Origin of the sequence: Marinobacterium mangrovicola (assembly GCF_004339595.1) — a bacterium.
Classification (GTDB): Bacteria; Pseudomonadota; Gammaproteobacteria; order Pseudomonadales; family Balneatricaceae; genus Marinobacterium_D; species Marinobacterium_D mangrovicola.
Map to the genome: position 1 here is coordinate 300,358 of NZ_SMFU01000007.1, position 25,057 is coordinate 325,414.

Here is a 25,057-nt window from a genome sequence, read left to right on the forward strand (position 1 = left end):
CTAGAAACGGGCACAGACATAACTGCTGACCGAGTCGCTGCCGGTGGGTTGAGGGCTGGAGGTACATTTCCTGTTGCCGCCGGGCATAGTGGACAGCTCTTCTCTGGGGATAATCTTCAGTGTCGCTGCGCTCCATGGCATCACTGAGCAGTTGGCGTGATGGGTTTTAAGACCCTGTTCAAACGTCTCAAGCATCGGTTCGACCGTTGGTTTAAAGCGCGAGGGAAAGTCCCCCGGGTAGGAGAACTCTCCGCTGTTAGCATTGTAAGCCATTGCCTGGACGCCCTGGGAGCAAAGGTCGGCTGGCAGATTGCTTTGGTAGCGTTTCACAATCGACCATTTTTTTACACTGCTACTGTAGGCCCCCTCACAATGCTGAACTATTTCCACAATGCAGCGGGAAGGCTCTGAGACTATTGCCCGCTCAGGATGGGAAGAGGGCGCAGTCGGCGAGGTTTCGGAAGGAGTGGACTCCGTGATAAACGGCGCTTCGTTGTTATCGAATTTCTGGAGAAACGCCCATAAATTGTCGGCACGGAACCCGGTCGCTTTGGCCAGCCCTTTGTCTGGCAGGATCGATACAAAGAGACCGGCCATAACCAGTGGGATCAGCGTCGCGTAAAGCCCTGCGGGAGAGGGGCGTCGGCGCCACCGGCTTGCTTTCAGTAGCGTCAGCCAGACCGCCAGGAGAATCAAGCCAATCGATGGTAATACCCGGCTTTCCAAACCCAGGTCTGGAAAGGCAATGCGCAGCGCAAGGTTAAATATCACCACCAGAAGCGCATAAAAAATAGCGAGCCTGAAAGCCGGCCCGGCTCCACCCCAGGTAACTTCCGGATTATCGCTGCTCCAGAATCTTCGCATCAATCCGGAGGGCGCTGTTTCTCGCGCCGTCTTGACTGCTTGGGATACCTTGTCTGAACTGTTTGCGCCAGGCGTGTGCGCCGTGTCGCGAACGGGCTTTGCAGTTGCGGGCTTTTCTGGCGCTGCCTTTTGATCGGTTCGTTTATTAGTTTTTGTGCCTGAAGAATCTGTAGCGTACACGCCCACGACGGGCATCCCTTTCGGGAGTGCTGACCCCACTGACACAGGGCCTTCGGCCACATTGCCGGTCAACGGGGAACGCATAATCACCTTTCGGCCGGACGCGTCTTTAAAGATATAAAGTTTGTCGCCTTCTGAAATGTGCTGCCCGGGTTTGAAGAAGCACTCTTCAACTACGATGGGGAAGTCCAGCGATTGTGGAGGTCTTGCGTGTGTGAGCTTGTCTGACATCAGGGGTGACCAGGTTAGTCTTTACGAATTCAGCCGTTGCCTTCTATTTCTTCGCGGCGTTCTATCTCAAGTAACTCTCTGTAAAGCTGATAGTTCTCATGGGAAAGCCCTTTTTCCAGCAGAGGCGGGAATTTAACGGGCTGGCCTTCAACGGCGGGTTCGATCAGCTCAACCAAAAAGTAGTTTTGATCGGCATTGAGCAGCAGGTTAAAGACCCGAACGATTTCTACTGCCAGTGGGCTGGACCAGTCTTTACTGAGATGGTCGGAAGATTCTCTGAGCAGCGTCAGCAGCTCGTTACTGCCGTTGCCTTCGATGTGGGATATCGCTTGTAAGCTTTGCAGGTAGGGGGCGCCGCTTTTCGGCTCCGACGCATAACCCATATTATTGCCAAATGAAAATATTAATATAATCAGATATTTATATATTGAATATTTTTTCATGCAGACCGCTTATTCTCGGTTAATAGGCGTTTGTCGGTGGCACTTTAGTTGCCGTTTATCTAGCCAGAGTGTGTGTAGGGTGTAAAGGCGAAGTACGGGCTTATGGCCGGCTACATGAGATGGTTTCAGTAGTGCCGCAAAGCCGATGCGCTAAGCGGATTGAGCCCCCGACGCGTAAAGTTGGCCGGGGGCTGTGTTAACGGAGCAGTTTAAACTTTGTAATGGGCCAGCTGGCTGTCCAGTTTTTCCGCCAGCTTGGTCAGGGCATCACAGGCATCGTAGGTGTGGGTGGAGTATTCGGCGCTGCGCTCACCCGCCTCGCGAATGCCTTCTACGTTACGGCTAACCTCGTTAGACACCTGTTGCTGCTGGCCCGAGGCGCTGGCGATCTCGGTGTTGGCAACGGTGATGCGATTGACCGCTTCCAGCACACTGTTCAGCATCTCGCCGGCCTCGCGGGCGCTGTTGGCATTGTTGATGGCGCCGGTCTGGGTTGCGCTCATGCGGCTGGAGGCCGCTTCGGCACCTTTTTGCAGACGTTCGACCATCTGGCGGATCTCCTCGGTGGAGGCTTGAGTCCGCGATGCCAGTGAGCGCACTTCGTCGGCGACCACGGCAAAACCGCGACCCTGTTCCCCGGCCCGAGCGGCCTCAATGGCAGCATTCAGTGCCAGCAGGTTGGTTTGCTCGGCGACACCGCGGATCACTTCCAGTACGCCGCTGATATCGTTGGATGCGCTGGCCAGTTCGTTCACCGCATCGGTTGATGCCTGAATCTCGTTAGCTTGCTGCTCGATATCGGCAATGGTTTTCAGCAGGCTGTCGCCGGCATGGCTCACCTCTGCATTGGCTTCGCGGGCGTGCTGTTCGGCAGACGCTGCGCCCTGGGTGACCGCCTCGGCAGACTGGCTCATCTCGTGGGTCGCTGCAGCGACCTGTTCGGTCTCGCGGCTGAGCGCGCTGACCGCTTCGCTGGACTGGCCGGCGATACGGGAGAGTTCCTGTGCCGCGTGAGTGAGTTCGGTGGCTGCCTGGCGCGAATCGGCAATGGTTTGCTGGATGCGCTGTAGCAGTTTGTTAAAGCCCTTGGCCATATGGCCAAACTCGTCGTTGCCGGATTCGTCAAAGCGCATGGTGAGATCCCCCTCACCATTGGCCAGGTTATCGATCGCCTTGATGTAATTGCCCATCGGACGCCCCACCATTCGATGAACCAGCAGCGATAGAACCACGATCAGCAACACACCTGCAGCGACAACGAAACCGATCTGCATGAGGGCTTCTTTTTGGATCAGGCCGCTGACCTCGGTGTTGGAGTAGCCAAGAATCAGGTCGTAGCCCCAGGGCGTGTAGGGCACCACTTTGACGGTCCAGTCATCGCCCGGATCTGCAGCGATGGCGTTCACCTGATCCGCCGTCATATGGTCAGAGGTGATGCGAATCTGGCCTTTACCGTCGCGCAGAGCGACAAAGCCGTTGTCGAGGATACGGGCGCCTGCGATGGAGGTTTCCAGGGCCTCAAGGTCGGCGGAGTAGCCCACATACCAGATACCGATGGTGCCGCTTTCGCCTTCGATCGGTGCATAGCCGGTCAGGTAGGGCTGGCCGAGTATATCTACCTCGCCGTAGTAAGCACGGTCCTGTCTGATTGCCGCCATCGCCTTGCCCTGAGGGGCTAGCAGAGTGCCGATGGCGCGTTTCCCGTCTTTGACGACATTGGTCGACACCCGCACAAAGTCGTTTCCATCGCGGCTGAACAGGGTTGCGGTACCGCCCATCACGTCGGTCAGCTCATCCACCAGAGTGAAATTATTGGCCTGGCCTTCACCGCCGAGCATCAGGTTTGGCACGCTCCTGTCGCCCACCGAAATGCGGGGACCCTGGCGAGCTTCACCCTTGTCCATGCCACGCTGCATCAGCAGCTTCATGCTGCTCTGTACGCGTTCCGACATGATGCTGTTGGTGACATCAAGCAGGCGGGTGGTTTCGTTACTGAGTTGGCTGGTTTCGTTTTCGACCTGTGTCTGAATTTCGCCGGACTTTTTATTGACCGCTAGGATCACGCTGATAACGCCGAACACAACGACGGCGATAGTCAGGGAAAGGATAAATTTGCGCTGCAGTGACATTACCGCTCCAGGAAAACGAGATCGTAATGATCGATAGTGGGCTTTGCATCCTGCCTAAATGGGTTTAAGTCCATGATAGTGGTCAAAAAGTACCCTAATAGTCTGCTGTTTACCACTAAAGTCTAGATGGTTTTTATGAACAAAAGTCTCTTTTTCGAGACTTTTATCGGGCTTCGTGTTTTGGCTGGAAGGGGGAATACGGGAAAACTGCACGGGTAGGGCGTTACGCGGGATTATAGGTACCCGCTTCGATCTGCTTTAGCCGAAGCGGGTGGCGTTGATCAGGCTGAGGCGCGAACAGCTTCGGCATTCAGCAAAGCGGTCCAGTCCTCTTCGATGATTTCGATCTTCTTCAATTTGCAGAAACGGCGCTCTTTGTCGTTGGGCTCAGGAATAAATGCCCAACCGGCTGGTTCGTCAGCGGAATAGATGATATCGCTCATCACCATGCGTTCGGTATCACGGGTAAAACGCATACCCAGGAACAGGTACTGTTTCTGCTTGCGGTATTCCTTCAGGAAAGAGGGGATCGCAAAACCACCCATCAACTCTGTGATGTAGTCGACAAAATCGGCATCCGCTGCGATGTAGTTGGCCTCCGGTTGTGGCGCCCCCAGCGGCTTAAACAGGATCGGCAGGCCTGCGTTGACCTCGCTCTGCTCGATCTCCTTATAGCTGCTGCCGTCGTAGTGGAAGATCTTGAAGCGATAATTGCTCGCCATAATACGTGCCACGCCCATGATCAGGGTGTGTTCCGTATTGGCGTAGCTCTCCAGCAGCTGGGTGTCTCGGTTTACGTCGATCACATAATTGGGCTTGAGATCGGCCAGCCAGTCATGCAGTTGACCGCGGGTCCACTGCTTTTCGCCGTAGGTCTCGTTAAGGAAACGGGTGACGAAGCTGCGACCCTTCTTGTTTTCCATACTCATGGCGGCCCGCGGGAATTCATACATCAGCCGTGGCGCCATTGGCTGGCCGTTGTTCATCGCCAGGATAAGGCTGTCGCTATCAGCCGGGATCGGGCTGCCGTCAGCTTTGCTGGTTACATCCTTGAGCGCACCGGCGCCGAGGTAGGGGACGATCTTTCCGTTCTGAATACCTTCAATTAGCTCTTTATACATGGCAGGGCCTTTCATGTTGGGTTCGGACAGTGGAGACCCGTGACTGGAAATCGGGCCATACAGACGAACTGCAATAGTTACGCCACGGCTAAGTCTATGATTTGAAAGAGATGGAAGGGGTGAGCGCAGGGTGGCGTGGGTAAAGATGTGGCTGATTGTCGCATTTTCGACAGAGGTATAAGCCCTGACAAAACGCAGGGTTTATTGTTGTTGTTACGACAGACGCCCCCCTCTTTGTCGTGACATCGAGGCTGCCAATTCAGAGGTGGTGAATATAATTCCTTTAAAAAACAGGGGGATATTAGTGGGTGCCAGTTTTGGTACAGCTTTCGCAACGAGTAGCGGGAAGTTACGAAGGCCGAGGCGACTCAGTAAATGGCTGTGAGTCTGGGCTCGGAAGCAATGTCCGAAACGAGGAGCAACACTATGGCAATGCGTCAATGTGCAATCTACGGAAAAGGCGGCATCGGTAAGTCTACCACTACACAGAACCTGGTAGCTGCCCTGGCCGAAGCTGGCAAGAAAGTCATGATCGTCGGCTGTGACCCGAAAGCAGATTCTACCCGTCTGATCCTGCACTCCAAGGCCCAGAACACCATCATGGAAATGGCTGCTGAAGCCGGCACCGTGGAAGACCTGGAACTTGAAGATGTAATGAAAACTGGCTACGGCGAAGTTAAGTGCGTCGAGTCTGGTGGTCCTGAGCCGGGTGTTGGTTGCGCCGGCCGCGGTGTAATCACCGCTATCAACTTCCTCGAAGAGGAAGGCGCCTACGAAGACGATCTCGACTTCGTATTCTACGACGTACTGGGTGACGTTGTATGCGGTGGCTTCGCTATGCCGATCCGCGAAAACAAAGCTCAGGAAATCTACATCGTATGCTCCGGCGAGATGATGGCTATGTACGCTGCCAACAACATCTCCAAGGGTATCGTGAAATACGCTAATTCCGGTGGCGTACGTCTCGCTGGCCTGATCTGCAACAGCCGTCAGACTGACCGCGAAGATGAACTGATCGAAGCCCTGGCTGCGAAGCTGGGTACTCAGATGATCCACTTCGTTCCGCGTGACAACGTGGTACAGCGTGCCGAAATCCGTCGTATGACTGTGATCGAGTACGACCCGTCCGCCAAGCAGGCTGACGAGTACCGCGCTCTGGCACAGAAAGTCGTAGACAACAAACTGCTGGTCATCCCGACTCCGGTAACCATGGATGAGCTCGAAGCTCTGCTGATGGAATTCGGCATCATGGACGAGGAAGACGCCAGCATCATCGGTAAGACTGCGGCTGAAGAGTAATTCGGTCTGGTATTGCAAGTTGTCGGCAGGACGGGGGGCCTCCCGGTAGTTCCGGGGGCTGCCCGCTCCGAGGACGAGCATGGGGCAGATTAGCCTCTGTTCGCAACCCAACATGTAAAGGAGACAGGTCATGTCTGTCATGTCACGTGAAGAGACCGATGCGCTTATCAATGAAGTGCTCGAAGTCTATCCTGCAAAAGCCAAGAAAGATCGTGCCAAGCACCTGGCAACCAACGATCAGTCTGTAGAGCAGTCCAAGAAGTGCATCACTTCTAACAAAAAATCCCTGCCGGGTGTAATGACCATTCGTGGTTGTGCATACGCCGGTTCCAAGGGTGTGGTCTGGGGTCCGATCAAGGACATGATCCACATCTCTCACGGTCCGGTTGGTTGTGGTCAGTACTCCCGTAACGGCCGTCGCAACTACTACATCGGCACCACCGGCATCAACGCCTTCGTTACCATGAACTTCACTTCTGATTTCCAGGAGAAGGACATCGTATTCGGCGGCGACAAGAAGCTGGCCAAACTGCTGGAAGAAGTTGAAACCCTGTTCCCGCTGAACAAAGGCGTTTCCATCCAGTCCGAGTGCCCGATCGGTCTGATCGGTGACGACATCGAAGCCGTAGCCAAAAAGGCCACCAAAGACACCGGCAAGACCGTTGTCCCGGTGCGCTGTGAAGGCTTCCGTGGCGTATCCCAGTCTCTGGGTCACCACATCGCGAACGATGCTGTTCGTGACTGGGCGCTGGACAAGCGTGACGACGACAACAGCTTTGAAACCACGCCGTACGACGTAGCGATCATCGGTGACTACAACATCGGTGGTGACGCCTGGTCTTCTCGCATTCTGCTGGAAGAGATGGGTCTGCGGGTTGTGGCTCAGTGGTCCGGTGACGGCACCATCGCCGAGATGGAGCTGACTCCGAAGGTCAAGCTGAACCTGGTTCACTGCTACCGCTCCATGAACTACATCTCTCGTCACATGGAAGAGAAGTACGGTATTCCCTGGGTTGAATACAACTTCTTCGGTCCGACCAAAACCGACGAGTCTCTGCGCAAAATCGCTTCCCACTTCGACGAGTCTATCCAGAAGAAAGCGGAAGAGGTTATCGCCAAGTACAAGCTCGAGTACCAGGCTGTTATCGACAAGTTCCGTCCGCGTCTCGAAGGCAAGCGCGTCATGCTGTACGTCGGTGGTCTGCGCCCGCGTCACGTGATCGGTGCTTACGAAGATCTGGGTATGGAAGTGGTTGGTACCGGCTACGAGTTCGCGCACAACGACGATTACGATCGCACCATCAAGGAAATGGGTAACGCTACCCTGCTTTACGATGATGTGACCGGCTACGAATTCGAAGAGTTCGTTAAGAAAGTTAAGCCTGACCTGATCGGCTCTGGTATCAAAGAGAAATTCATCTTCCAGAAGATGGGTATCCCTTTCCGTCAGATGCACAGCTGGGACTACTCAGGTCCGTACCACGGTTACGACGGTTTCGCGATCTTCGCCCGTGATATGGACATGACCCTGAACAACCCCTGCTGGAAAAAGCTTCAGGCTCCCTGGAAAGCAGACGCGGCAGAAGATTCCGCCGTTGCTGCCAGCGCCTGAGTTGGCTGAAAGGTTCACGGCCGCTACGCCGTGAACCCCACTACCCACTTTGACCCGTCAGTTCACAGATTAGTGGCGCGGGAGGAGAGATTGAAATGAGTCAGTCAGTAGACAACATCAAGCCGAGCTATCCGCTTTTCCTTGAAGACGAATACCAGGATATGCTGGCCAGCAAGCGCGATAACTTCGAAGAGAAGCATCCGCAAGCCAAGATCGACGAAGTGTTCCAGTGGACCACCACTGAAGAGTATCAGGAACTGAACTTCCAGCGTGAAGCTCTGACCGTGAACCCGGCGAAGGCCTGTCAGCCGCTTGGTTCTGTACTCTGCGCTCTGGGTTTTGAAAAGACCCTGCCTTATGTGCACGGTTCCCAGGGTTGCGTTGCTTATTTCCGTACCTACTTCAACCGTCATTTCAAAGAGCCGGTATCCTGCGTATCTGACTCCATGACTGAAGATGCGGCAGTATTCGGTGGCCAGAAGAACATGTTCGACGGCCTGGAAAACGCCAAGGCTCTGTACAAGCCGGAAATGATCGCTGTATCCACCACTTGTATGGCCGAGGTTATCGGTGATGACCTGAACGCCTTCATCGGCAACGCCAAGAAGGAAGGTCATATTGAGCAGGACTACCCGACTCCGTTCGCGCACACGCCGAGCTTCGTCGGCAGCCATACCACTGGCTGGGACAACATGTTCGAAGGTATCGCCCGTTACTTCACCCTGAACTTCATGGAAGACAAGGAAGTAGGTAAGAGCGGCAAACTGAACCTGGTGCCGGGCTTCGAAACCTACCTGGGTAACTTCCGTGTCATGAAGCGAATGATGGCTGACATGGGTGTCGATGCGACCCTGCTGTCTGATCCGTCAGAAGTGCTCGATACTCCGGCCGATGGCCAGTTCCGCATGTATGAAGGCGGTACTACCCTTGACGAGATCAAGGATGCTCCGAACGCGCTGAACACCATCATGCTGCAGCCCTGGCAGCTGGTGAAAACCGAGAAATTCGTCAAAAACACCTGGAAGCACGAAGTACCCAAGCTGAAGATCCCGATGGGCCTGGAGTACACCGATGACTTCCTGATGAAAGTATCGGAAATCACTGGCAAGCCTGTAGGCGCTGCTCTGGAGCTTGAGCGTGGCCGTCTGGTCGACATGATGACCGATTCCCACACCTGGCTGCACGGCAAGAAGTTCGCGCTCTACGGTGATGCTGACTTCGTCATGGGTCTGACCAAGTTCCTGATGGAGCTGGGCGCAGAGCCGATCCATATTCTTTGCAACCACGCTAACAAGCGCTGGAAGAAAGAGATGGAGAAGATCCTGTCCGAGTCTCCGTACGGTGCTGACAGCACAGTGCATATCGGTAAGGACCTGTGGCACATGCGTTCCCTGTGCTTCACCAACAAGCCGGACTTCCTGATCGGTAACTCCTACGGTAAAGAGATCTCCCGTGACACCCTGTACAAGGGCAAGGAGTTCGAAGTACCGCTGATCCGTCTTGGATTCCCGATCTTCGATCGTCATCACCTGCATCGCCAGACTACCCTCGGTTACGAAGGTGCCATGCAGATGCTGACCACCATCGTCAACGCTGTTCTGGATCGTCTCGACGACGAAACACGCGGCATGCAGACCACCGACTTCAACTACGACCTGGTTCGTTAATCGACCCTGTGAGTTGAACGGAACCGAACCGGGGCTGATTACAGCCCCGGTTCTTTCCCGCCAAGAGTTTCTCCACTAAGAGGAAAGCTGTGATGCCAAACGTAATGATCCGTCAGAACGAAGGCAAAATGACGTTGTACGTTGCCAAGAAGGACCAGGAAGATGAGATCTCTTCCATCGAATTTACTTCAGATGACAGCTGGGGTGGCACTATCGAACTGACCGATGGTACCCGCTACTACATCGATCCGCTCGATGCTCCGCCCAAGCTGCCGATCACCCTGCGCGCCAAGCGCGGATAAAGAGGACAGTGCCATGGCAGATAAACTTTCCCCCGAAGTTGCTCTGCGTATCGGGCTTGCCGCCCGGGCGCTTCCCGACACCGACCCCAAACGCCTTATGACCGTGCTGGTCTCGGCGCTGGGTCTGCCGATCACACCGACCAAGCTGGGCCGGCTTAAGGTAGCCAAGCTGAAAGCGGCGGCCAATGAAGAGCTTGCCGAGATCGATACGGCGCACCTGAAAGCCGCGCTTAATCTGCTCAAAGGCATAGGTGTTAATGTTGAGGCTGGCGAAGAATCGTTGCCCGAGACCCAATCCTATGCGGAAGGTGATATGCCGGGCTCTATCCGCATTGCCTGTGCATCCAATCATGACACCCGAATAGATGGCCACTTCGGCTCCTGTGCCCGTTTTCTGATCTATCAGGTATCCGACGCTGAAGTTCGGCTGGTGGATATTCGCAGTGCAGGGAAGACGCCAGATGAAGAGGACAAAAACATCTATCGGGCCGGCCTGATCGAAGATTGTCAGCTGCTCTACACCGTCTCCATCGGTGGTCCCGCTGCCGCCAAAGTGGTGCGTGCCGGTCTGCATCCGGTGAAGCTGCCCGATGGCGGTGAGGCCTCCGAGCTGATGGTTGAGCTTATGGGTGTCATCGGAAACAACCCGCCGCCCTGGCTCGCCAAGGTGATGGGGGTTGATGCCGAAGAACGTATCCGTTTCCGCCAGGACGAGGAGGAGTTCGCATGATCACTGAAACGACTCTTAATGAAATTGCCGAGTTCGCTGCGTCCCAGGTGATGGGTGAGCCGCTGATCGCCGATCTGCGCGTTAAATATCCGGACTACCACTTCACCTGGTGCTTTGATGACGATATCGGTGCAACGGCCAAGCCCTGGAAAGAGTACGACACCTTCAACCTTTACCTGGTGAACTCCAGCGAGCATTGCTCCAAACTCTCCAACGATGCCGAAAACGCATCCGGCGTGGTACTGGCCGAGGTGATTGCGGATGACGACTGAGCAAGGCGGCGATCTGACTCCGGTCGCTGATTGCCGTTTTTGTCGCTTCAAGGCCGAGCTGCTGCTGTCAGGACGCTGCGTGCCCGGTGATGTCTGTATCGCTGCGCACAGTGGGCGGCAGATCGACCGTTTTTTGAGGGTTAATCCGCACCTGGCGATCTACTACCTGCAGGACTCCTTCTGGGAGCGTCGTGCCATCGCCGTCCGTTACGCACCGCTGGATGCTCTCGACAAGCTGATCCGTGATCCTGATGAGGCAGTGCGGCGCGCCGTGGCTTATCGCCTGCCGCGTGAAAAACTGCTGGCGTTGATCGACGATGATGACCGCGAGGTACGCATCACCGTTGCCGACCGTATTCCGGTGGAGCAGCTCGAGAAACTGGCCGATGATCCAGACTACCTGGTACGAGCCTATGTCACCCAGCGCCTGCCCCAGGGACGTTTGTTCCGCATGATCCGTGACCCCGACCGGCAGGTACGCAAGCTGGTGGCGCGGCGCCTGCCCGAAGTCAGTCTGGGGTTGATGATGAATGACCCGGAAGCGGAGATCCGCAGGATAGTCGCCGATCGCCTGGAAGGTGATGCCGTTGTTCCTATGCTGAAGGACGATGACTGGACCGTTCGCCTGGCGGCAGCGCTGGATGCGCCGCTGGAAGCGTTGGAGAGCCTCAGAAACGACCCGGACCCGGAGGTTCGGGATCTGGTCAATTCTCGCCTCGGGCCGCAAAATTGAAAGAACCCGCGCTCAGGCGGGTTCTTTACGTTTATTCCAGCTCAAGGGCTTCAAGCGACTGAGGGCGTACAGGGCAGGGGAATCAGATCTCCACTTCAGCCTGATACCATTCCGGATCAGTCGGACTCTTTAGCTCTTATAAACAGTTGGCCTACCTGCAGGTCCACCACCTCAACCAGCGTTCCCTTGGACAGATCATCCTGGCTGATAAGCTTCCAATCCACACCAGAGAAACGGTAGTTTGCCGGCTGCTGCACAGAGGTGTCCTCGGGCAGATAAAAGCTGTGTCCGATCAGATCGCTCTTTACCGCTTTGTAATCTGAGGCCGATGTGCGCTGGATTCGCTTGAAAATCGGCCAGAGAATCAGCCCCGTGAGAACCGTATAGCCCGTTGTCGCAATCAGTGCCCATTTCCAGGTATCCGGTATCCAGCCGAAATACATCGACACTGAAGTCAGGAGCAGCGCTATGCCGGCAAACAGTAGCACCAGGGTGCTGACTCCCAGAACGCCGACCTCGATTGCGAGCAGAACGATCCCCAGCACAGCCAGGGCTTCGGTCAGGTAAGTGGCTAAGAACTCCATCAGGCACTCTTGTTGATCTGATTGATGATGGATGTGGCCTGGGCCACCAGCGAGCTGGCGTCGGTGGCATTGTCCGGCAGGATAACCACGGAGGATTCCTTGGCGATCGCCTGTTTGGCCTCGATCGCCTTGGTGGCCAGGTCCAGCTGTATCGCTTTCTGACCCTCTTCGGTGTTGGCCTGCTCACCGACTGTTTTCAGCGCCTGGGCCTGGGCATCGGCCACGGCGATGATCGCTTTAGCCTCACCTTCTGCGTTGAGTATTTTCTCGGACTTGTCCGCTTCCGCCGCGAGCACGATCGCCTGTTTTTCACCCTCGGCGCGGTTGATCGCGGCCTGACGGTCACCTTCGGATTCCAGAATCTGGGCGCGTTTAACACGCTCCGCTTTCATCTGTGCTTCCATCGCTTCCATCACCGACTGGGGCGGAATGATGTCCTTGATCTCGTAACGCAGTACCTGGATGCCCCAGGGGCCGGCGGCTTCATTGATCGAGGTGACGATATTGGTATTCAGCGCATCGCGCTCTTCGAAGGTTTTATCCAGCTCCATCTTCCCCAGTTCGGAACGCATGGTGGTCTGTGATAGCTGGGTAACTGCAAAGACATAGTCGTCCACGCCGTAGGTGGCTTTGTAGGGGTCGAGCACACGGAAATAGAGCACGCCATCCACATGGAGTGAGATGTTGTCTTTGGTGATCGCACCCTGCTGTGGAACGTCGACGGCCTGTTCCTTCAGGGAGCGGTCAGCGGCCACCCGATCGATAAAAGGTACCAGGAAGTTAAGACCCGCTTCTTTAGTGGCCCGGTACTTGCCGAAGCGCTCGATCATGAAGGCCCGGTTCTGGGGCACAAAAATCACCGAAGATTTAAGCAGAATCAGGGCAAAGACCAGCAGTGCAACAGGCACAGAGATCAGGTTGTTGAGCAGAAACTCGACGATTTCCATCGGTAAATCCTTTTATGGGGGTAGTGGATACAACGGAGTGTACGGCGCACTCCTGACCAATAAAAGAAATTCAGCACCTGGGCTGACGGGTGTCAGCTGTGGTTGCGGATATTGAAGCTGAAGTTAGTGCCAACTTCCTTAGCCGAGCGCTCAGGATGACAGCGGGATGTCAGTAAGCGGAGATTGTCCCGCCGCATTGTCGGCTTTGTAACATCTACTTCCTACAACAAGCATACAAATCAAAGGCTTATCCGTGGCACATCGGTTGCAACAGGGTTGATGACCATGACTGACAGATGCTTTTGCTTTGTCTGAAAGCCATCAACACCGTGTAACCGGAGGGTGCCATGAAAGCGAAGGATATTGCTGAGCTGCTGGACGAACCAGCCTGCGAGCATAACAAGAAAGAGAAGTCCGGTTGCGCCAAACCCAAGCCTGGTGCGTCTGCCGGTGGTTGTGCTTTTGACGGTGCCCAGATAGCGCTGCTGCCGATCGCCGATGTGGCACATATCGTTCACGGCCCCATCGCCTGTGCCGGTAGCTCCTGGGATAACCGCGGTACCCGCTCCAGCGGTCCGACACTCTACCGCATCGGTATGACAACGGATCTGACCGAGCAGGATGTGATCATGGGACGGGGCGAAAAGCGTCTGTTTCATTCAATCAAGCAGGCGATAGACGGTTATAACCCTTCCGCAATTTTCGTTTACAACACCTGTGTTCCCGCGCTGATCGGTGACGATGTGGATGCGGTCTGCAAGGCTGCCACCGAGCGCTGGGGTACGCCTGTGGTACCGGTGGATGGTGCCGGTTTCTACGGCACCAAGAACCTGGGCAACCGCATTGCCGGGGAGGCGATGTTCAAGCATGTGATCGGCACCCGTGAGCCGGATCCGATTCCCGAGGCTGGGCGCCGTGAAGGTATCAAGGTGCATGACGTCAATCTGGTGGGCGAGTACAACATCGCCGGTGAGTTCTGGCATGTGCTGCCGCTGCTTGATGAGCTGGGTATCCGCGTGCTCTGTACCCTGTCTGGCGATGCCCGTTTCCGTGAAGTGCAGACCATGCACCGGGCGGAAGTGACTATGATGGTTTGCTCCAAGGCGATGCTGAATGTGGCACGCAAGATGGAAGACAAGTATGGCGTGCCCTGGTTCGAGGGCAGCTTCTACGGCATCACCGACACTTCTCAGGCGCTGCGCGACTTTGCCAAAGCGATCGATGATCCGGATCTGACCGCACGTACCGAAGCGCTGATCGAAAGGGAAGAGAAGCGCATCCGCGCCGCGCTGGAGCCTTGGCGCGCGCGTCTCGAGGGTAAGCGTGTACTGCTTTATACCGGCGGTGTGAAGTCCTGGTCGGTGATCTCGGCGCTACAGGATCTGGGCATGAAGGTGGTCGCTACGGGCACTAAGAAGTCCACCGAAGAAGACAAGGCACGTATCCGCGAACTCATGGGTGAAGACACCAAGATGATCGAGGAGGGCGGTGCCAAGGAGCTGATTCAGATCGTCCATGACTATAAGGCCGACATCCTGATTGCCGGTGGTCGTAACCTCTACACCGCATTGAAAGCGCGTATTCCTTTCCTCGATATCAACCAGGAGCGTGAGTTCGGCTACGCCGGCTACGAAGGGATGCTGGAGCTGGTGCGTCAGCTGGCGCTGACCATGGAAAGTCCGATCTGGGAAGCGGTGCGCGAGCCTGCACCTTGGGGCGAGCGCTCCGACAGCATCGAGCCCCTGCAGCTGGCGGAGGTGAAGCATGGCTAAGATTCATAAGCGCAAAAAGCCACTGGCGGTCGCGCCGCTCAAGGCCAGCCAGACCATGGGTGCCGCTCTGGCATATCTTGGTTTTAACCGCAGTATGCCGCTGATGCATGGCAGTCAGGGCTGTACCGCCTTCGCCAAGGTGTTCTTTGTGCGCCACTTCCGTGAGCCGATCCCGCTTCAGACTACAGCTATGGATCAGGTCAGCTCGATCATGGGCGCCGACGACAACATCGTTGAAGCGCTGCGTGCCATTAGCGACAAACAGAAACCTGCTTTGATCGGCCTTTGCAGCACAGGTCTTGCTGAAACCCAGGGTTGTGACATGAGCGGTGCTATCGGTCAGTTCCGGCGTAAGCACCCGGAGTTCGACAAGGTTGCTGTGGTGGCGGCCAATACGCCGGATTTCAGCGGCTGTTTTGAGACCGGCTATGCCCTGGCGATGAAAGCGATTTTCGAGGCGCTGGTTCCCGAGTCTTCCCGTGCCGGCCTGCGTCACAAGCAGGTGAACGTGATCTGCGGTACTCATCTGACCCCGGGCGACCTGGAGTTTATCTGCGACAGCATAGAAAGCTTTGGCCTGCGTCCGCTGCTGCTCCCAGATCTGTCCACTTCGCTGGATGGCCATCTGCCCACCGAAGAGTTCAACCCGCTTACTACTGGCGGTCTCACCCTGGATGAGCTGGCCACCGCCTGCGAAAGCCGCGCGACCCTGGTAGTCGGTACATCGATGCAGGCCGCTGCAGAACTGCTGCAGCAGCGTACCGGAGTGGAAAATCACGAGTTCCCCCATCTGCACAGCCTGAAACAGGTTGATCGCTGGATGATGACCCTTGCGCAGCTGTCCGGCAACGAGGTGCCCACGCGTTGGCGCCGCCACCGCAGTCAGCTTCAGGACGCGATGCTCGATACCCACTTTATGCTTGGCCAGCTGCGCGTAGCGATCGCTGCCGACCCGGATCTGCTGCTGGCGCTGCATGATCTGGTGGTCAGCATGGGCGGCGAAGTGGTTACGGCGGTGGCACCCGCGAAGGGACCTGCGCTGAAGGAGCTGGCCATGGAAGAGGTGCAGATCGGTGATCTTGAGGACCTGGAAAATGATGCCAAAGCGGCTCGTGCAGAGCTGCTGATCGGCAACAGCCATCTGGCGGAAACCTCTGCACGTCTTCACAGGCCGCTGCTGCGCGCAGGCTTCCCTCAGTACGACTATGTGGGTGGATTTCAGCGTGTCTGGTGCGGCTATCGCGGTATCCAGCAGACCCTGTTCGATATCTCGAATCTGAAGCTGTCGCAGCATGAAGAGATCGAGCCCTATCACTCGATTTATGCCCAGAAGCGGGATGAAGAACCTGCCCTGAAAGTGGCTTCGGGAGGCTGATATGACACCGCTGACGCGACGGCTAGAGGTCGTCGGCAGTGCGGAGGATATAGAAATACTGCGCGTCGCCTTCGCCACCACGGACCGGGACTACGTCAACCAGCATTTTGGCTCGGCTCGGGCATTCGCGATCTTTTCGGTAGGTGTGGAGAAGAGCCGGCTTTTGTCCGTGTGTGAGTTTTCCGACCAGACCGAAGAGGACAACGAAGACCGGCTGCCGGCCAAGATCGAGCAGCTCTCGGGCTGTGCAGCGATCTACTGCCGTGCCTGTGGCGCCTCGGCGGTCAGGCAACTGCTGGCACAGGGCATTCAACCGGTCAGGGTCACCGACGAAACCTCCATCGACGAGCTGTTGGCGGCGTTGCAGGAGGAGTTAAGGGCGGGGCCCTCGAGCTGGCTGGCCAAGGCGATCCAACGCCAGAGGCTGGGTCCTGAAGCATTCGATTCGATGGAGGCGGAAGGCTGGGACGAGTAGTTCCGGTCACGCACCAAAAAACTGGAGAGCAACTATGAGCGAGATGTGTGTAGAAGCCGGCGCTCCGGCGCTGCAAAACCCGTTCGTCAAACAGATGGTGGTTCAACTGCGTGCCATGGACAGCTACGGCACCTACGACAACTGGAGCGACGAAAAAGTACTGGATCCTATGATCCTGACCAAAGAGCGCCGTCGCGAGATTCCGGTGGTGGGTGATCCCGATGAAGTGGTGATGTCTCGCGTAAAGGCATACTACAACGCCATCGCGGTCCGTGTGGAGCAGGAGTGCGGCCTGATGGCAGTGCCGATGATCAACCTGACCCATGAAGGCTTTGGTCGCGCACTGATCATGGTCGGCAAGCTGGTGGTGGTCGATAAGGCGTTGCGCGATGTGCATCGCTTTGGCTTTGACTCCGTCGATAAGCTGGATGCCGAGGGTGAAAAGCTGGTGGTACGCGCCCTGGGCACCATCGAAAAGTTCCGAGCCGCCGCGGAAGATTAATCCAGTTATACAGGAGGGGGAGAGATGACCGACGAAGAGCTGAAAAAACTGCAGAAGGAAGCGCGTAAAGCCAAGCGTATCGCCACCGAATGTGCTTCTGCCGTCCATGATGTGGTCGAGGACAGCCTCTGGACCGACTACGAAATACTGCCCGATCTGGCGCAGAAAACTGTCGATGCCTGTCTGGCCTGGAAATCCGCTCAGGAGAAGCTGGATTCCGTTCAGAGCTGACTCTAGGAGAACCGTGAAATGTCTGCAGAGCTTATTAAAGGGCGCACCCGCGGCGGTGCCGAATGGGTGCCCAGTTTTATTACCGACCTGAACCAGCAGACCTGCATCGGGTGTGGCCGATGCTACAAGGTCTGCCCGCGTGATGTCTTCGAACTGGTGGATCGCGGCGAGGCCCTGGCCGACGCCGATGATGACGACTACGACGATTACGATGATGACGATGAAATGAAGGTGATGGCGATCGCCAATGTGGAGGACTGCATCGGTTGCGAATCCTGCTTCCGTGTATGTCCGAAACAGTGTCATAGCCACGAACCGGCTGCGGCCTAACTTACCGAACGAGGAGCAGGATCATGCCAAGACCTCAGGCTCATGTATTCGTATGCGGTCAGCAGCGCCCGGAAGGACATCCACGCGGCAGCTGCGGGGCTGTCGGGGCGTCCGTCGTCGCTCAGACCTTTTCCGAGGAGATCGCCAAGCGCGGCTTGTTCCAGCAGTTTGCGGTTACGCCGACCGGTTGCCTGGGGCCCTGTCACCTGGGCGCCAATGTGCTGGTTTACCCCGGTGGTCATCTCTATAAAACGGTGAAAGCGGAGGACGTCAACCGGATTATCGATGAGCACTTGCTTGGCGGTAACCCGGTCAGCGAACTGCTTGCCCCGGAAGCTGAGTGGTAATCCCAGGCGGTGAGGATCTGAAAGATGGAAACGGCTGCACTGGTTGAACATCACCAAACCTTGCTTGATGCGGCGTGCGTCGCGGCCCGGGAACAACTGGAGAAAAGCGGTTTCGATATCGCTATGATCCCCGCGACCGGGCAGTACAGCTTTGAACAGCGCAATGATCCCTTTACCGGGGACGCCACCTTGAACGGTCGTTGGGCCCTGGAAGGCTCTCAGCGGCGGGCAACGCTGGTCATCAATGCCGACGGATCGCTGCTGCTGGAATGCGACCTGCTTTGTCCTCACCCCGGTCATGCCGGACGCTGGGCGGAGCAGATCAGCGTATGGGGCAGGGATCCCGATAATCTCAGAGCTGAGGTTGGGCTGCTCGCTGAGCTGGAAGGCTGTTAACGGATCGAAGGAGTGACCTTTGCCTGACTCGATTTATAGCTCGTTAACCCGGGAGGCTGAAGCCTGCCCGGGCTTTTACGCACCGGTTGAACGTGTCTGTATCGGCCAGGTCTGGACCCTGGTTCAGGTTAAAGGGCAGATCGGCCTGTGCATGACGCCGCAGTCTTACAGCCGAACCCTGAGCTGGTCCGGTGAGCTCTGCGGCCGCCGGGCCAGTGAGCTGATCGCCTGGCTGCAGAGCTGGCAGCCGTTTGAAACCACCCTGGCGGTGGCGACGTTGAACGCGGTGCTGCGCGGTGGAGAAAATTACTCCCGTCTGCTGAAAGCAGCTCAGCCACTTGGGGGCGGTAATCTGGCGGTTTTTCGCGCTATGCGCGAGCAACTCGACGATGGCAGGGTCAGTGTAATCGGTCGTTACCCAGGGCTCGATGAGGTATTGGAGGGTCTGGATTACGTTTGTATTGAACGTAACCCGACAGAGAAAGATCTGCCCGATCAGGCGGCTGAATCGCTACTGCCGCAGAGTCACTGGGCTTTTGTGACCGCTAGTGCTTTGGCAAACCGCACCCTGCCGCGGCTGCTGCAGCTTTGTCGCGAGCCGACAACCCTGCTTATGGGGCCGAGCTTGCCCTGGAGCGGACTGTGGTTCGATCAGGGCTGTGACTACCTGGCCGGTGTGGAAGTAGTGGACGCGGACAAGCTCTGGAACATCGTCATGGAGGGTGGCGGTGTGCGGATTTTTCAGGGCGGGGTGGCCTATCGGTTGCTGCCTCGGGAAGGTACCAGCGCATGATGCGGGTGATGGTAGTTCATCTGCATGCGCTGAGTGCACGTCTGCATTTCTGGGTGATGGACCGAGAAGGTGGAGCCTCTGCCTGTATGCCGCGCCCTTTATCACCGCTTTCATCTTTGCATACGGATCATCAGCCGGATACGGCGGTCCCTCACGCGGCGCAGATGATCAAACCTACAGCAGAACTGTTGGGGCTTAACAGTGAACAGCTCGAGGTGGCGTCACCCCTGCTGGGTTGGGTTGAGGAGCCGGGGCGCTGGACGCCGGTGGCGCTACTGAGAATCGCTGGGGATGATCTACCACCCCTAGAGGGTGGGCGGTTTATCACACTGCTGGAGCTGCTGCAGGTACCGCTGACCGAACGGCTGTTGATGCGTGCGGCCTACGAAGCGCTGCTTGGTGACTGAAATCGAGTCTTTATCCTGATCTGTGTCATTGCGTGGTTGCATGTAGCAAACATGACACTGACCCCTTTTCTTGTTCTTACCCATCCGACAAAAGTACACGCACATAAGATGAGTGTATTTTTATCTGTATGAAATATATAGAGAAAAGCATAAATATTTCTCTGGCACCCCGATTGCACCAGTCATCGTAAGCAACTTGATCACGCGAGGAGAAGGCGATGATACAGCTCACAGAAAACGCAATAGGTGCGGTCAGCCGTTTTATTGAATCTGCAGGCAAGCCCATTGCCGGCTTGCGTATCAAGGTTGAAGGCGGTGGTTGTTCAGGGCTCCAGTACGGCATGAAGCTGGAGGAGAGCGCTGCGGATGACGATCAGGTGGTCGATATGGGCGGGCTCAAGATCCTGGTCGATCCGGCCAGCCAGCCGATGCTTGAAAACGTGACCGTGGACTTTCTCGATGGTCTCGATGGAAGCGGCTTCAAATTTGAAAATCCGAATGCGACTAACAGCTGCGGCTGCGGCAAATCATTTTCGTAAGGCCTAACCGGCAGAAATCGACTGAGGAGTTCAAGCGATGTGGGATTATTCCGAAAAGGTTAAAGAACATTTTTACGATCCAAAAAATGCCGGTGCAGTCGAAGGCGCAAACGGGGTCGGTGATGTGGGTTCGATCAGTTGTGGCGATGCGCTGCGTCTGACCCTGAAGGTGGAGCCGGAAACCGAGGTGATCCTCGATGCCGGGTTCCAGACATTCGGTTGCGGTTCTGCGATCGCTTCTTCATCCGCACTGACCGAGATGATCAAGGGGATGACCCTGGACGATGCGCTGAAGATCAGCAACCAGGATATCGCCGACTACCTTGACGGTCTGCCGCCGGAAAAGATGCACTGCTCGGTCATGGGGCGTGAAGCGCTACAGGCTGCGGTCGCCAACTATCGCGGCGAGGTCTGGGAAGACGATCATGAAGAGGGCGCACTGGTCTGCAAGTGCTTCGCCATCGATGAAGTGATGATCGAGGACACCATTCGCGCCAACAACCTGCACACCGTTGAAGAGGTGACCAACTACACCAAGGCTGGCGGTGGTTGCTCATCCTGCCATGAAGGTATCGAGAACATCCTCACCCGCGTGCTGGCTGAAAACGGTGAAACCTTTGTCGCTGGCGGCGCTGCCGTTCCTGCTCCTGCTGCCGCCGCTGCCAAGGCTCCGGAATCACCTAAGATGGGTACCCTGGCGCGTATTCGCAAGATCGAAGCGGTACTGGATTCCATCCGCCCGGCACTCCAGGCAGATGGCGGTGATGTGGAGCTGATCGACGTGGATGAGAAGAGCATCTACGTGAACCTGACCGGCGCCTGCACCGGTTGCCAGATGGCAGCCATGACCCTCGGCGGTATTCAGCAGCGCCTGATCGAAGAGCTTGGCGAGTTCGTCAAGGTCGTGCCGGTCGCCAAGGAATCACTGGTAAGCATGGGGGCCTGATCATGAGCGATATCTACCTCGACAACAACGCAACCACCATGGTCGACCCGGCCGTGTTCGAAGAGATGAAACCCTACTTCTGCGAGCAGTTCGGTAACCCCTCTTCACTGCACAACTTCGGCAATAAGGTCGGCTTCGCGCTGAAAAAGGCACGCAAGCAGGTACAGGATCTACTCGGCGCAGAGCATGACTCCGAGATCATCTTTACCTCCTGCGGAACCGAGTCCGATTCCACCGCGATCCTCTCTGCACTCAAGGCACAGCCGGAGCGCAAGGAGATCATCACTACCGTTGTCGAACACCCGGCCGTGCTGACCCTTTGTGAGCATCTGGAAACCGAGGGCTACACCGTTCACTGGCTGGAGGTGGACTCTAAGGGGCGTTTGGACCTCGATAAGTACAAGTCGCTGCTGAGTGACAAGGTCGCGATCGTCAGCGTGATGTGGGCTAACAACGAAAGCGGCACCCTGTTCCCGGTAGAGGAGATGGCGCAGATGGCGGCGGAAGCCGGTGTCATGTTCCATACCGATGCCGTTCAGGCGGTGGGTAAGGTGCCCATCAACCTGAAAGACAGCGCCATCAGTATGCTTTCCCTGTCGGGTCACAAGCTGCATGCGCCCAAAGGCATTGGTGTGCTCTATCTTCGTCGTGGTGTGCGCTACCGTCCGCTGCTGCGAGGTGGTCACCAGGAGCGTGGTCGTCGTGCGGGTACCGAGAACGCTGCAGCGATTGTTGGCCTGGGTAAAGCCTGTGAGATGGCTGCTGAGCACATGGAGTTCGAGAACACCCAGGTGAAAGCGATGCGAGACCGCCTGCAGGAAGGTTTGCTTGCTGCGATTCCACACTGTTTCCCCACCGGGGATCCTGACAATCGTCTGCCGAACACCGCCAGTATCGCGTTTGAATATATCGAGGGTGAGGCGATCCTGCTGCTGCTGAACAAGGTGGGTATTGCGGCATCTTCCGGTTCTGCCTGTACCTCTGGCTCGCTGGAACCGTCCCACGTGATGCGTGCCATGGGGATTCCCTACACCGCTGCCCACGGTACCGTGCGCTTCTCGTTCTCCCGCTATAACACCATGGAAGAGGTAGAGCGGGTAATCGAAGAGGTGCCGGGGATCGTCGCCAAGCTGCGCAAACTCTCGCCCTACTGGGGTGAGGATGGTCCGGTAGAAAACCCGGGCGAGGCGTTTGCGCCGGTCTATGCCTGATTTGTCGGCATAGCAACATAAAACGGAGGCCTGGTGCCTCCGTTTTTGTTCCAGCTTGTGCTCTGCGCTCAGCAAGTCTGGTCTTCCTCCCTAATTATGATTGGAAATACCCTGAACCTGTATCCGGGTGAATATTCGTACGTATTGTTAACCCCGTTTATCGTTGCGTATGGCTTACACTTATTCGTAACTGCTAAAGCAAGGTGTTAGCAGGTTCCAGGTGTGAGTTAAACAGCCTGTACAGCCGCTGCTCCAGAGTTAACACGCTGTGCAGTCTGCCCGGTTTCCTTGCTTCTGAACCCCTTCAGCTCCCAAGCCAACCAGCCCGCACCTTGCCGGGTCGGTGTCTCTGGCGCTGTCCAATAGTTGCCCGGTTGTTACCTGTTCCACGCACAAAAATAACAAAGTGGAGGTATCTGTCATGGCTGATAGTCAGGTCCGCTCGCTGAGCGGTACACCAGTCTCGCTCAACGATGAACAACTCGCCGAGATTCAGGGGGCAATCCATGGGCAGGTAATCTGCCCCGGGGAAGCAGCCTACGATCAGTCGCGGGAAATCTGGAACGCGATGATCGACCGCAAACCCGGCCTGATTCTTGTCTGTTCCGGCACAGCCGATGTGATGAGTGCTGTGGCCTATGCGCGCAAGCACAATCTGCTCGTGTCTGTGCGTGGTGCCGGACATAACATCGCTGGCAAATCCCTGTCGGACGGTGCTGTACTGATCGACCTCAGCGCCCTGAAGAGTGTCCGGGTCGATCCCGACGCGAAAACGGTGAAGGTAGGTCCGGGCGCCACCCTGGGCGATCTGGATCACGAAACCCAGGCCTTTGGCCTTGCCTGTCCAGTGGGTATCAACTCGACCACCGGTGTTGCTGGCCTGACGCTGGGTGGCGGCTTTGGCTGGCTCAGTCGCAGCTACGGAATGACCGTGGATAACCTGATCTCGGCCGAAATAGTGACGGCAGAGGGCGCGCGGTTGGTCTGTAACGAACAGCAGAACCCGGATCTGTTCTGGGCGATACGGGGCGGTGGCGGCAACTTTGGCATAGTCACTGAATTTGAGTTTCGCCTGCATGCGGTGGGTCCGATGCTGATGGCCGGGCCTACGGTCTTTCCCTTTTCCCAGGCCAGGTCGGTGCTTGGCGGCTACCGTGATCTGTGCGCGAAAGCCCCCGACCAACTGACTGTCTGGGCGGTTATCCGCGATGCGCCACCCTTGCCGTTTCTGGCGGAAGAGGTGCATGGCACCAAGGTTGTGATCATCGTCGGCGTGTACAACGGTGAGCTGAGTGAGGGAGAAAAGGCCCTGGCGCCGATCCATAAGCTTGGCGATGAACTGGGTAGCGGAATTGGTGCTTATCCCTTTGCCGGTTTCCAGCAGGCTTTTGACCCGTTGTTAACGCCGGGGGCGCGTAACTACTGGAAGTCGCACAACTTTACCGGCCTGCCTGATGACCTGATCGATATGCTGGTGGATTACGGTGGCCGGCTGCCCAGTAGCCAGTCAGAGATCTTCGTGGCACAGATGGGCGGTGCGACCAACCGGGTGGATCCCGTGGCTACGGCGTATCCGCACCGGGATACGGAGTTCATCATGAACGTGCATACCCGTTGGGAGACACCGGATCAGGATAAAAACTGTATCGATTGGGCCAGGGATTTTTACGATGCCACCCGGCCTTTAGCCACGGGAGGTGTATATGTGAACTTTATCAGTGAGGGGGAGGATCGTATCGATGGAGCCTACGGCGCCAATTATGACCGCCTGGCTGCGATCAAGGCGCAGATGGACCCGGATAACTTCTTCCGTGAAAACCAGAATATCAGCCCGAAATAGGCTGGGATGCATGTTGCAGGAGTAGAGTCTTTCAGCGAATCCCCGTGCCTGTTTCAATCGGCACGGGGGCGTCCAGCAACGGCTTCAGGGGATCTGAACAACCGGATTATCGGGGCCAACGGTGACGACTGTCTGATTGAAGCCGGCAATCTTCACGTTCACGCTCTGCAGCGACGGAAAGTGCTCGAACAGTCGGATCTGGGCGCTGTTGAGCTGGTTCGGGCTATTGCACTGGAAGTGGTAGGTGAAGTTCAGATCCATGTGCTCGCCATTGCTCTCGTAAACCTTGCCTGGCGACATCTCTTGCAGTGCGCCGCGACCGGCGACCACGGGGTGCTGAGACGGGTAGTAGCGTGTCATGCTGCAGCCGGCGGCGGCTGGTAGGCCTATCCAGTAGCCGGGGTTACGCATACTGCCCTGCACCTGGCTCAGCTTCGCCTGCTCTTCGGTTGTTGTCGGCAGGTGGCCAACGCCCAGCATATCGATGCCGGTGGCTCTTACGTAGATCACCAGTTCCTGATCACGCTGCACCAGCTGAACGGTAGCGCTACCGTGGCTGTGGCTGTTCAGCGGATTCTGAGCATAAACGGGAAGGGCGAGAAGAGCTGCGGTCAGAGCGATGCCGGTCTTCGTTGAACTGCGCATGGTTACTCCTTGTCATGGTCGGACGCCTGACAAGAGTTTATGCAATTGTGACGGGTCTGGCGAATAAAGATATTCGACATCGCCAGACCTGCGTCAAGTCTCCGGGTCTAGTGAATATGTTCTATCGGAGGCGC

The 25,057-nt window shown here is 56.6% G+C and carries 28 protein-coding genes; 21 read left to right on the forward strand and 7 right to left on the reverse strand.

The genetic code is table 11. The features are described from left to right. The 4 genes from CLV83_RS02195 to CLV83_RS02210 all read right to left on the reverse strand — a co-directional run bounded on the left by CLV83_RS02195 (position 1) and on the right by CLV83_RS02210 (position 4,968). On the reverse strand, positions 1 to 1,275 hold the full coding sequence (locus CLV83_RS02195) for a tripartite tricarboxylate transporter TctB family protein (RefSeq protein WP_132286883.1): 1,275 nt from the start codon (positions 1,273 to 1,275) through the stop codon (positions 1 to 3). Positions 1,276 to 1,304: 29 nt separating this feature from the next. Further along, entirely contained in the window at positions 1,305 to 1,718 is a 414-nt protein-coding gene (locus CLV83_RS02200; RefSeq protein ID WP_132286886.1) for a hypothetical protein, read from the reverse strand. 209 nt (positions 1,719 to 1,927) lie between these two features. Further along, positions 1,928 to 3,847 carry a methyl-accepting chemotaxis protein gene (locus tag CLV83_RS02205; protein WP_132286889.1) on the reverse strand — a complete coding sequence of 640 codons (1,920 nt, stop codon included), beginning with the start codon at positions 3,845 to 3,847 and terminating at the stop codon, positions 1,928 to 1,930. A 281-nt stretch (positions 3,848 to 4,128) separates the two neighbouring features. Then, a complete protein-coding gene (locus CLV83_RS02210) occupies positions 4,129 to 4,968 on the reverse strand; it encodes an SIR2 family protein (protein ID WP_132286892.1) in 840 nt (279 codons plus the stop codon). Positions 4,969 to 5,370: 402 nt separating this feature from the next. On the opposite strand from CLV83_RS02210, the gene nifH reads away from it, so the two are divergent. The 7 genes from nifH to CLV83_RS02245 all read left to right on the forward strand — a co-directional run bounded on the left by nifH (position 5,371) and on the right by CLV83_RS02245 (position 11,583). Continuing rightward, on the forward strand, positions 5,371 to 6,267 hold the full coding sequence (gene nifH / locus CLV83_RS02215) for a nitrogenase iron protein (protein WP_132286895.1): 897 nt from the start codon (positions 5,371 to 5,373) through the stop codon (positions 6,265 to 6,267). A gap of 130 nt (positions 6,268 to 6,397) precedes the next feature. Continuing rightward, positions 6,398 to 7,879, forward strand: a complete 1,482-nt coding sequence (gene nifD, locus CLV83_RS02220; RefSeq protein ID WP_132286898.1) for a nitrogenase molybdenum-iron protein alpha chain — start codon at positions 6,398 to 6,400, stop codon at positions 7,877 to 7,879. Between the two features lie 95 nt (positions 7,880 to 7,974). After that, positions 7,975 to 9,546: a nitrogenase molybdenum-iron protein subunit beta gene (gene nifK / locus CLV83_RS02225; protein ID WP_132286901.1), complete on the forward strand. Its 1,572-nt coding sequence runs from the start codon at positions 7,975 to 7,977 to the stop codon at positions 9,544 to 9,546. Positions 9,547 to 9,638: 92 nt separating this feature from the next. Continuing rightward, positions 9,639 to 9,848 (forward strand): putative nitrogen fixation protein NifT, encoded by a 210-nt coding sequence (gene nifT / locus CLV83_RS02230; RefSeq protein WP_104002706.1) that lies wholly within the window; start codon positions 9,639 to 9,641, stop codon positions 9,846 to 9,848. Between the two features lie 13 nt (positions 9,849 to 9,861). After that, complete coding sequence (locus CLV83_RS02235; RefSeq protein WP_132286904.1) at positions 9,862 to 10,578, forward strand: dinitrogenase iron-molybdenum cofactor biosynthesis protein; 717 nt, start codon at positions 9,862 to 9,864, stop codon at positions 10,576 to 10,578. Continuing rightward, positions 10,575 to 10,850: a DUF6129 family protein gene (locus CLV83_RS02240; protein ID WP_132286907.1), complete on the forward strand. Its 276-nt coding sequence runs from the start codon at positions 10,575 to 10,577 to the stop codon at positions 10,848 to 10,850. The genes CLV83_RS02235 and CLV83_RS02240 overlap by 4 nt, the downstream gene beginning before the upstream one ends. Further along, positions 10,840 to 11,583 (forward strand): 4Fe4S-binding leucine-rich repeat protein, encoded by a 744-nt coding sequence (locus CLV83_RS02245; RefSeq protein WP_132286910.1) that lies wholly within the window; start codon positions 10,840 to 10,842, stop codon positions 11,581 to 11,583. The genes CLV83_RS02240 and CLV83_RS02245 overlap by 11 nt, the downstream gene beginning before the upstream one ends. Positions 11,584 to 11,699: 116 nt before the next feature. On the opposite strand, the gene CLV83_RS02250 is transcribed toward CLV83_RS02245, so the two are convergent. Both CLV83_RS02250 and CLV83_RS02255 read right to left on the reverse strand, forming a co-directional pair. After that, positions 11,700 to 12,167 (reverse strand): NfeD family protein, encoded by a 468-nt coding sequence (locus tag CLV83_RS02250; protein WP_132286913.1) that lies wholly within the window; start codon positions 12,165 to 12,167, stop codon positions 11,700 to 11,702. Further along, positions 12,167 to 13,114, reverse strand: coding sequence for an SPFH domain-containing protein (locus tag CLV83_RS02255; RefSeq protein ID WP_132286916.1), 948 nt, complete (start codon positions 13,112 to 13,114; stop codon positions 12,167 to 12,169). Before CLV83_RS02255 ends, CLV83_RS02250 begins: the two co-directional genes overlap by 1 nt. A 347-nt stretch (positions 13,115 to 13,461) precedes the next feature. Between CLV83_RS02255 and nifE the strand changes: the two genes are divergently transcribed. The 14 genes from nifE (at position 13,462) to CLV83_RS02325 (ending at position 24,278) form a co-directional block, all read left to right on the forward strand. After that, the gene (nifE, locus tag CLV83_RS02260) at positions 13,462 to 14,886 is read left to right on the forward strand and encodes a nitrogenase iron-molybdenum cofactor biosynthesis protein NifE (protein WP_132286919.1); all 1,425 of its coding nucleotides are present in this window, start codon (positions 13,462 to 13,464) and stop codon (positions 14,884 to 14,886) included. Beyond that, positions 14,879 to 16,261: a nitrogenase iron-molybdenum cofactor biosynthesis protein NifN gene (gene nifN / locus CLV83_RS02265; protein ID WP_132286922.1), complete on the forward strand. Its 1,383-nt coding sequence runs from the start codon at positions 14,879 to 14,881 to the stop codon at positions 16,259 to 16,261. Before nifE ends, nifN begins: the two co-directional genes overlap by 8 nt. A 1-nt stretch (position 16,262) precedes the next feature. Next, positions 16,263 to 16,736, forward strand: a complete 474-nt coding sequence (locus tag CLV83_RS02270) for a NifB/NifX family molybdenum-iron cluster-binding protein (protein ID WP_132286925.1) — start codon at positions 16,263 to 16,265, stop codon at positions 16,734 to 16,736. Between the two features lie 34 nt (positions 16,737 to 16,770). Beyond that, on the forward strand, positions 16,771 to 17,238 hold the full coding sequence (locus CLV83_RS02275; protein WP_132286928.1) for a NifX-associated nitrogen fixation protein: 468 nt from the start codon (positions 16,771 to 16,773) through the stop codon (positions 17,236 to 17,238). Positions 17,239 to 17,262: 24 nt separating this feature from the next. Further along, positions 17,263 to 17,469 (forward strand): CCE_0567 family metalloprotein, encoded by a 207-nt coding sequence (locus tag CLV83_RS02280; RefSeq protein ID WP_132286931.1) that lies wholly within the window; start codon positions 17,263 to 17,265, stop codon positions 17,467 to 17,469. An 18-nt stretch (positions 17,470 to 17,487) separates the two neighbouring features. After that, on the forward strand, positions 17,488 to 17,799 hold the full coding sequence (gene fdxB / locus CLV83_RS02285; protein ID WP_132286934.1) for a ferredoxin III, nif-specific: 312 nt from the start codon (positions 17,488 to 17,490) through the stop codon (positions 17,797 to 17,799). A 23-nt stretch (positions 17,800 to 17,822) separates the two neighbouring features. Further along, entirely contained in the window at positions 17,823 to 18,146 is a 324-nt protein-coding gene (locus CLV83_RS02290) for a (2Fe-2S) ferredoxin domain-containing protein (protein WP_132286937.1), read from the forward strand. 24 nt (positions 18,147 to 18,170) lie between these two features. After that, on the forward strand, positions 18,171 to 18,542 hold the full coding sequence (locus tag CLV83_RS02295; RefSeq protein ID WP_132286940.1) for a hypothetical protein: 372 nt from the start codon (positions 18,171 to 18,173) through the stop codon (positions 18,540 to 18,542). Positions 18,543 to 18,561: 19 nt separating this feature from the next. Further along, positions 18,562 to 19,335: a DUF364 domain-containing protein gene (locus CLV83_RS02300; RefSeq protein WP_207894686.1), complete on the forward strand. Its 774-nt coding sequence runs from the start codon at positions 18,562 to 18,564 to the stop codon at positions 19,333 to 19,335. Next, entirely contained in the window at positions 19,332 to 19,742 is a 411-nt protein-coding gene (locus tag CLV83_RS02305; RefSeq protein WP_132286943.1) for a hypothetical protein, read from the forward strand. The genes CLV83_RS02300 and CLV83_RS02305 overlap by 4 nt, the downstream gene beginning before the upstream one ends. A 218-nt stretch (positions 19,743 to 19,960) precedes the next feature. Continuing rightward, positions 19,961 to 20,281, forward strand: a complete 321-nt coding sequence (locus CLV83_RS02310) for a HesB/IscA family protein (protein ID WP_132286946.1) — start codon at positions 19,961 to 19,963, stop codon at positions 20,279 to 20,281. Positions 20,282 to 20,318: 37 nt separating this feature from the next. Next, entirely contained in the window at positions 20,319 to 21,227 is a 909-nt protein-coding gene (gene nifU / locus CLV83_RS02315; protein ID WP_132286949.1) for a Fe-S cluster assembly protein NifU, read from the forward strand. Positions 21,228 to 21,229: 2 nt separating this feature from the next. Continuing rightward, positions 21,230 to 22,438, forward strand: coding sequence for a cysteine desulfurase NifS (gene nifS / locus CLV83_RS02320; RefSeq protein WP_132286952.1), 1,209 nt, complete (start codon positions 21,230 to 21,232; stop codon positions 22,436 to 22,438). A 421-nt stretch (positions 22,439 to 22,859) separates the two neighbouring features. Then, on the forward strand, positions 22,860 to 24,278 hold the full coding sequence (locus CLV83_RS02325; RefSeq protein ID WP_132286955.1) for an FAD-binding oxidoreductase: 1,419 nt from the start codon (positions 22,860 to 22,862) through the stop codon (positions 24,276 to 24,278). Between the two features lie 84 nt (positions 24,279 to 24,362). Here the strand turns inward: CLV83_RS02325 and CLV83_RS02330 are convergent, their stop codons facing one another. Then, positions 24,363 to 24,923: a ZrgA family zinc uptake protein gene (locus CLV83_RS02330; RefSeq protein ID WP_132286958.1), complete on the reverse strand. Its 561-nt coding sequence runs from the start codon at positions 24,921 to 24,923 to the stop codon at positions 24,363 to 24,365. Positions 24,924 to 25,057 lie beyond the last annotated feature (134 nt).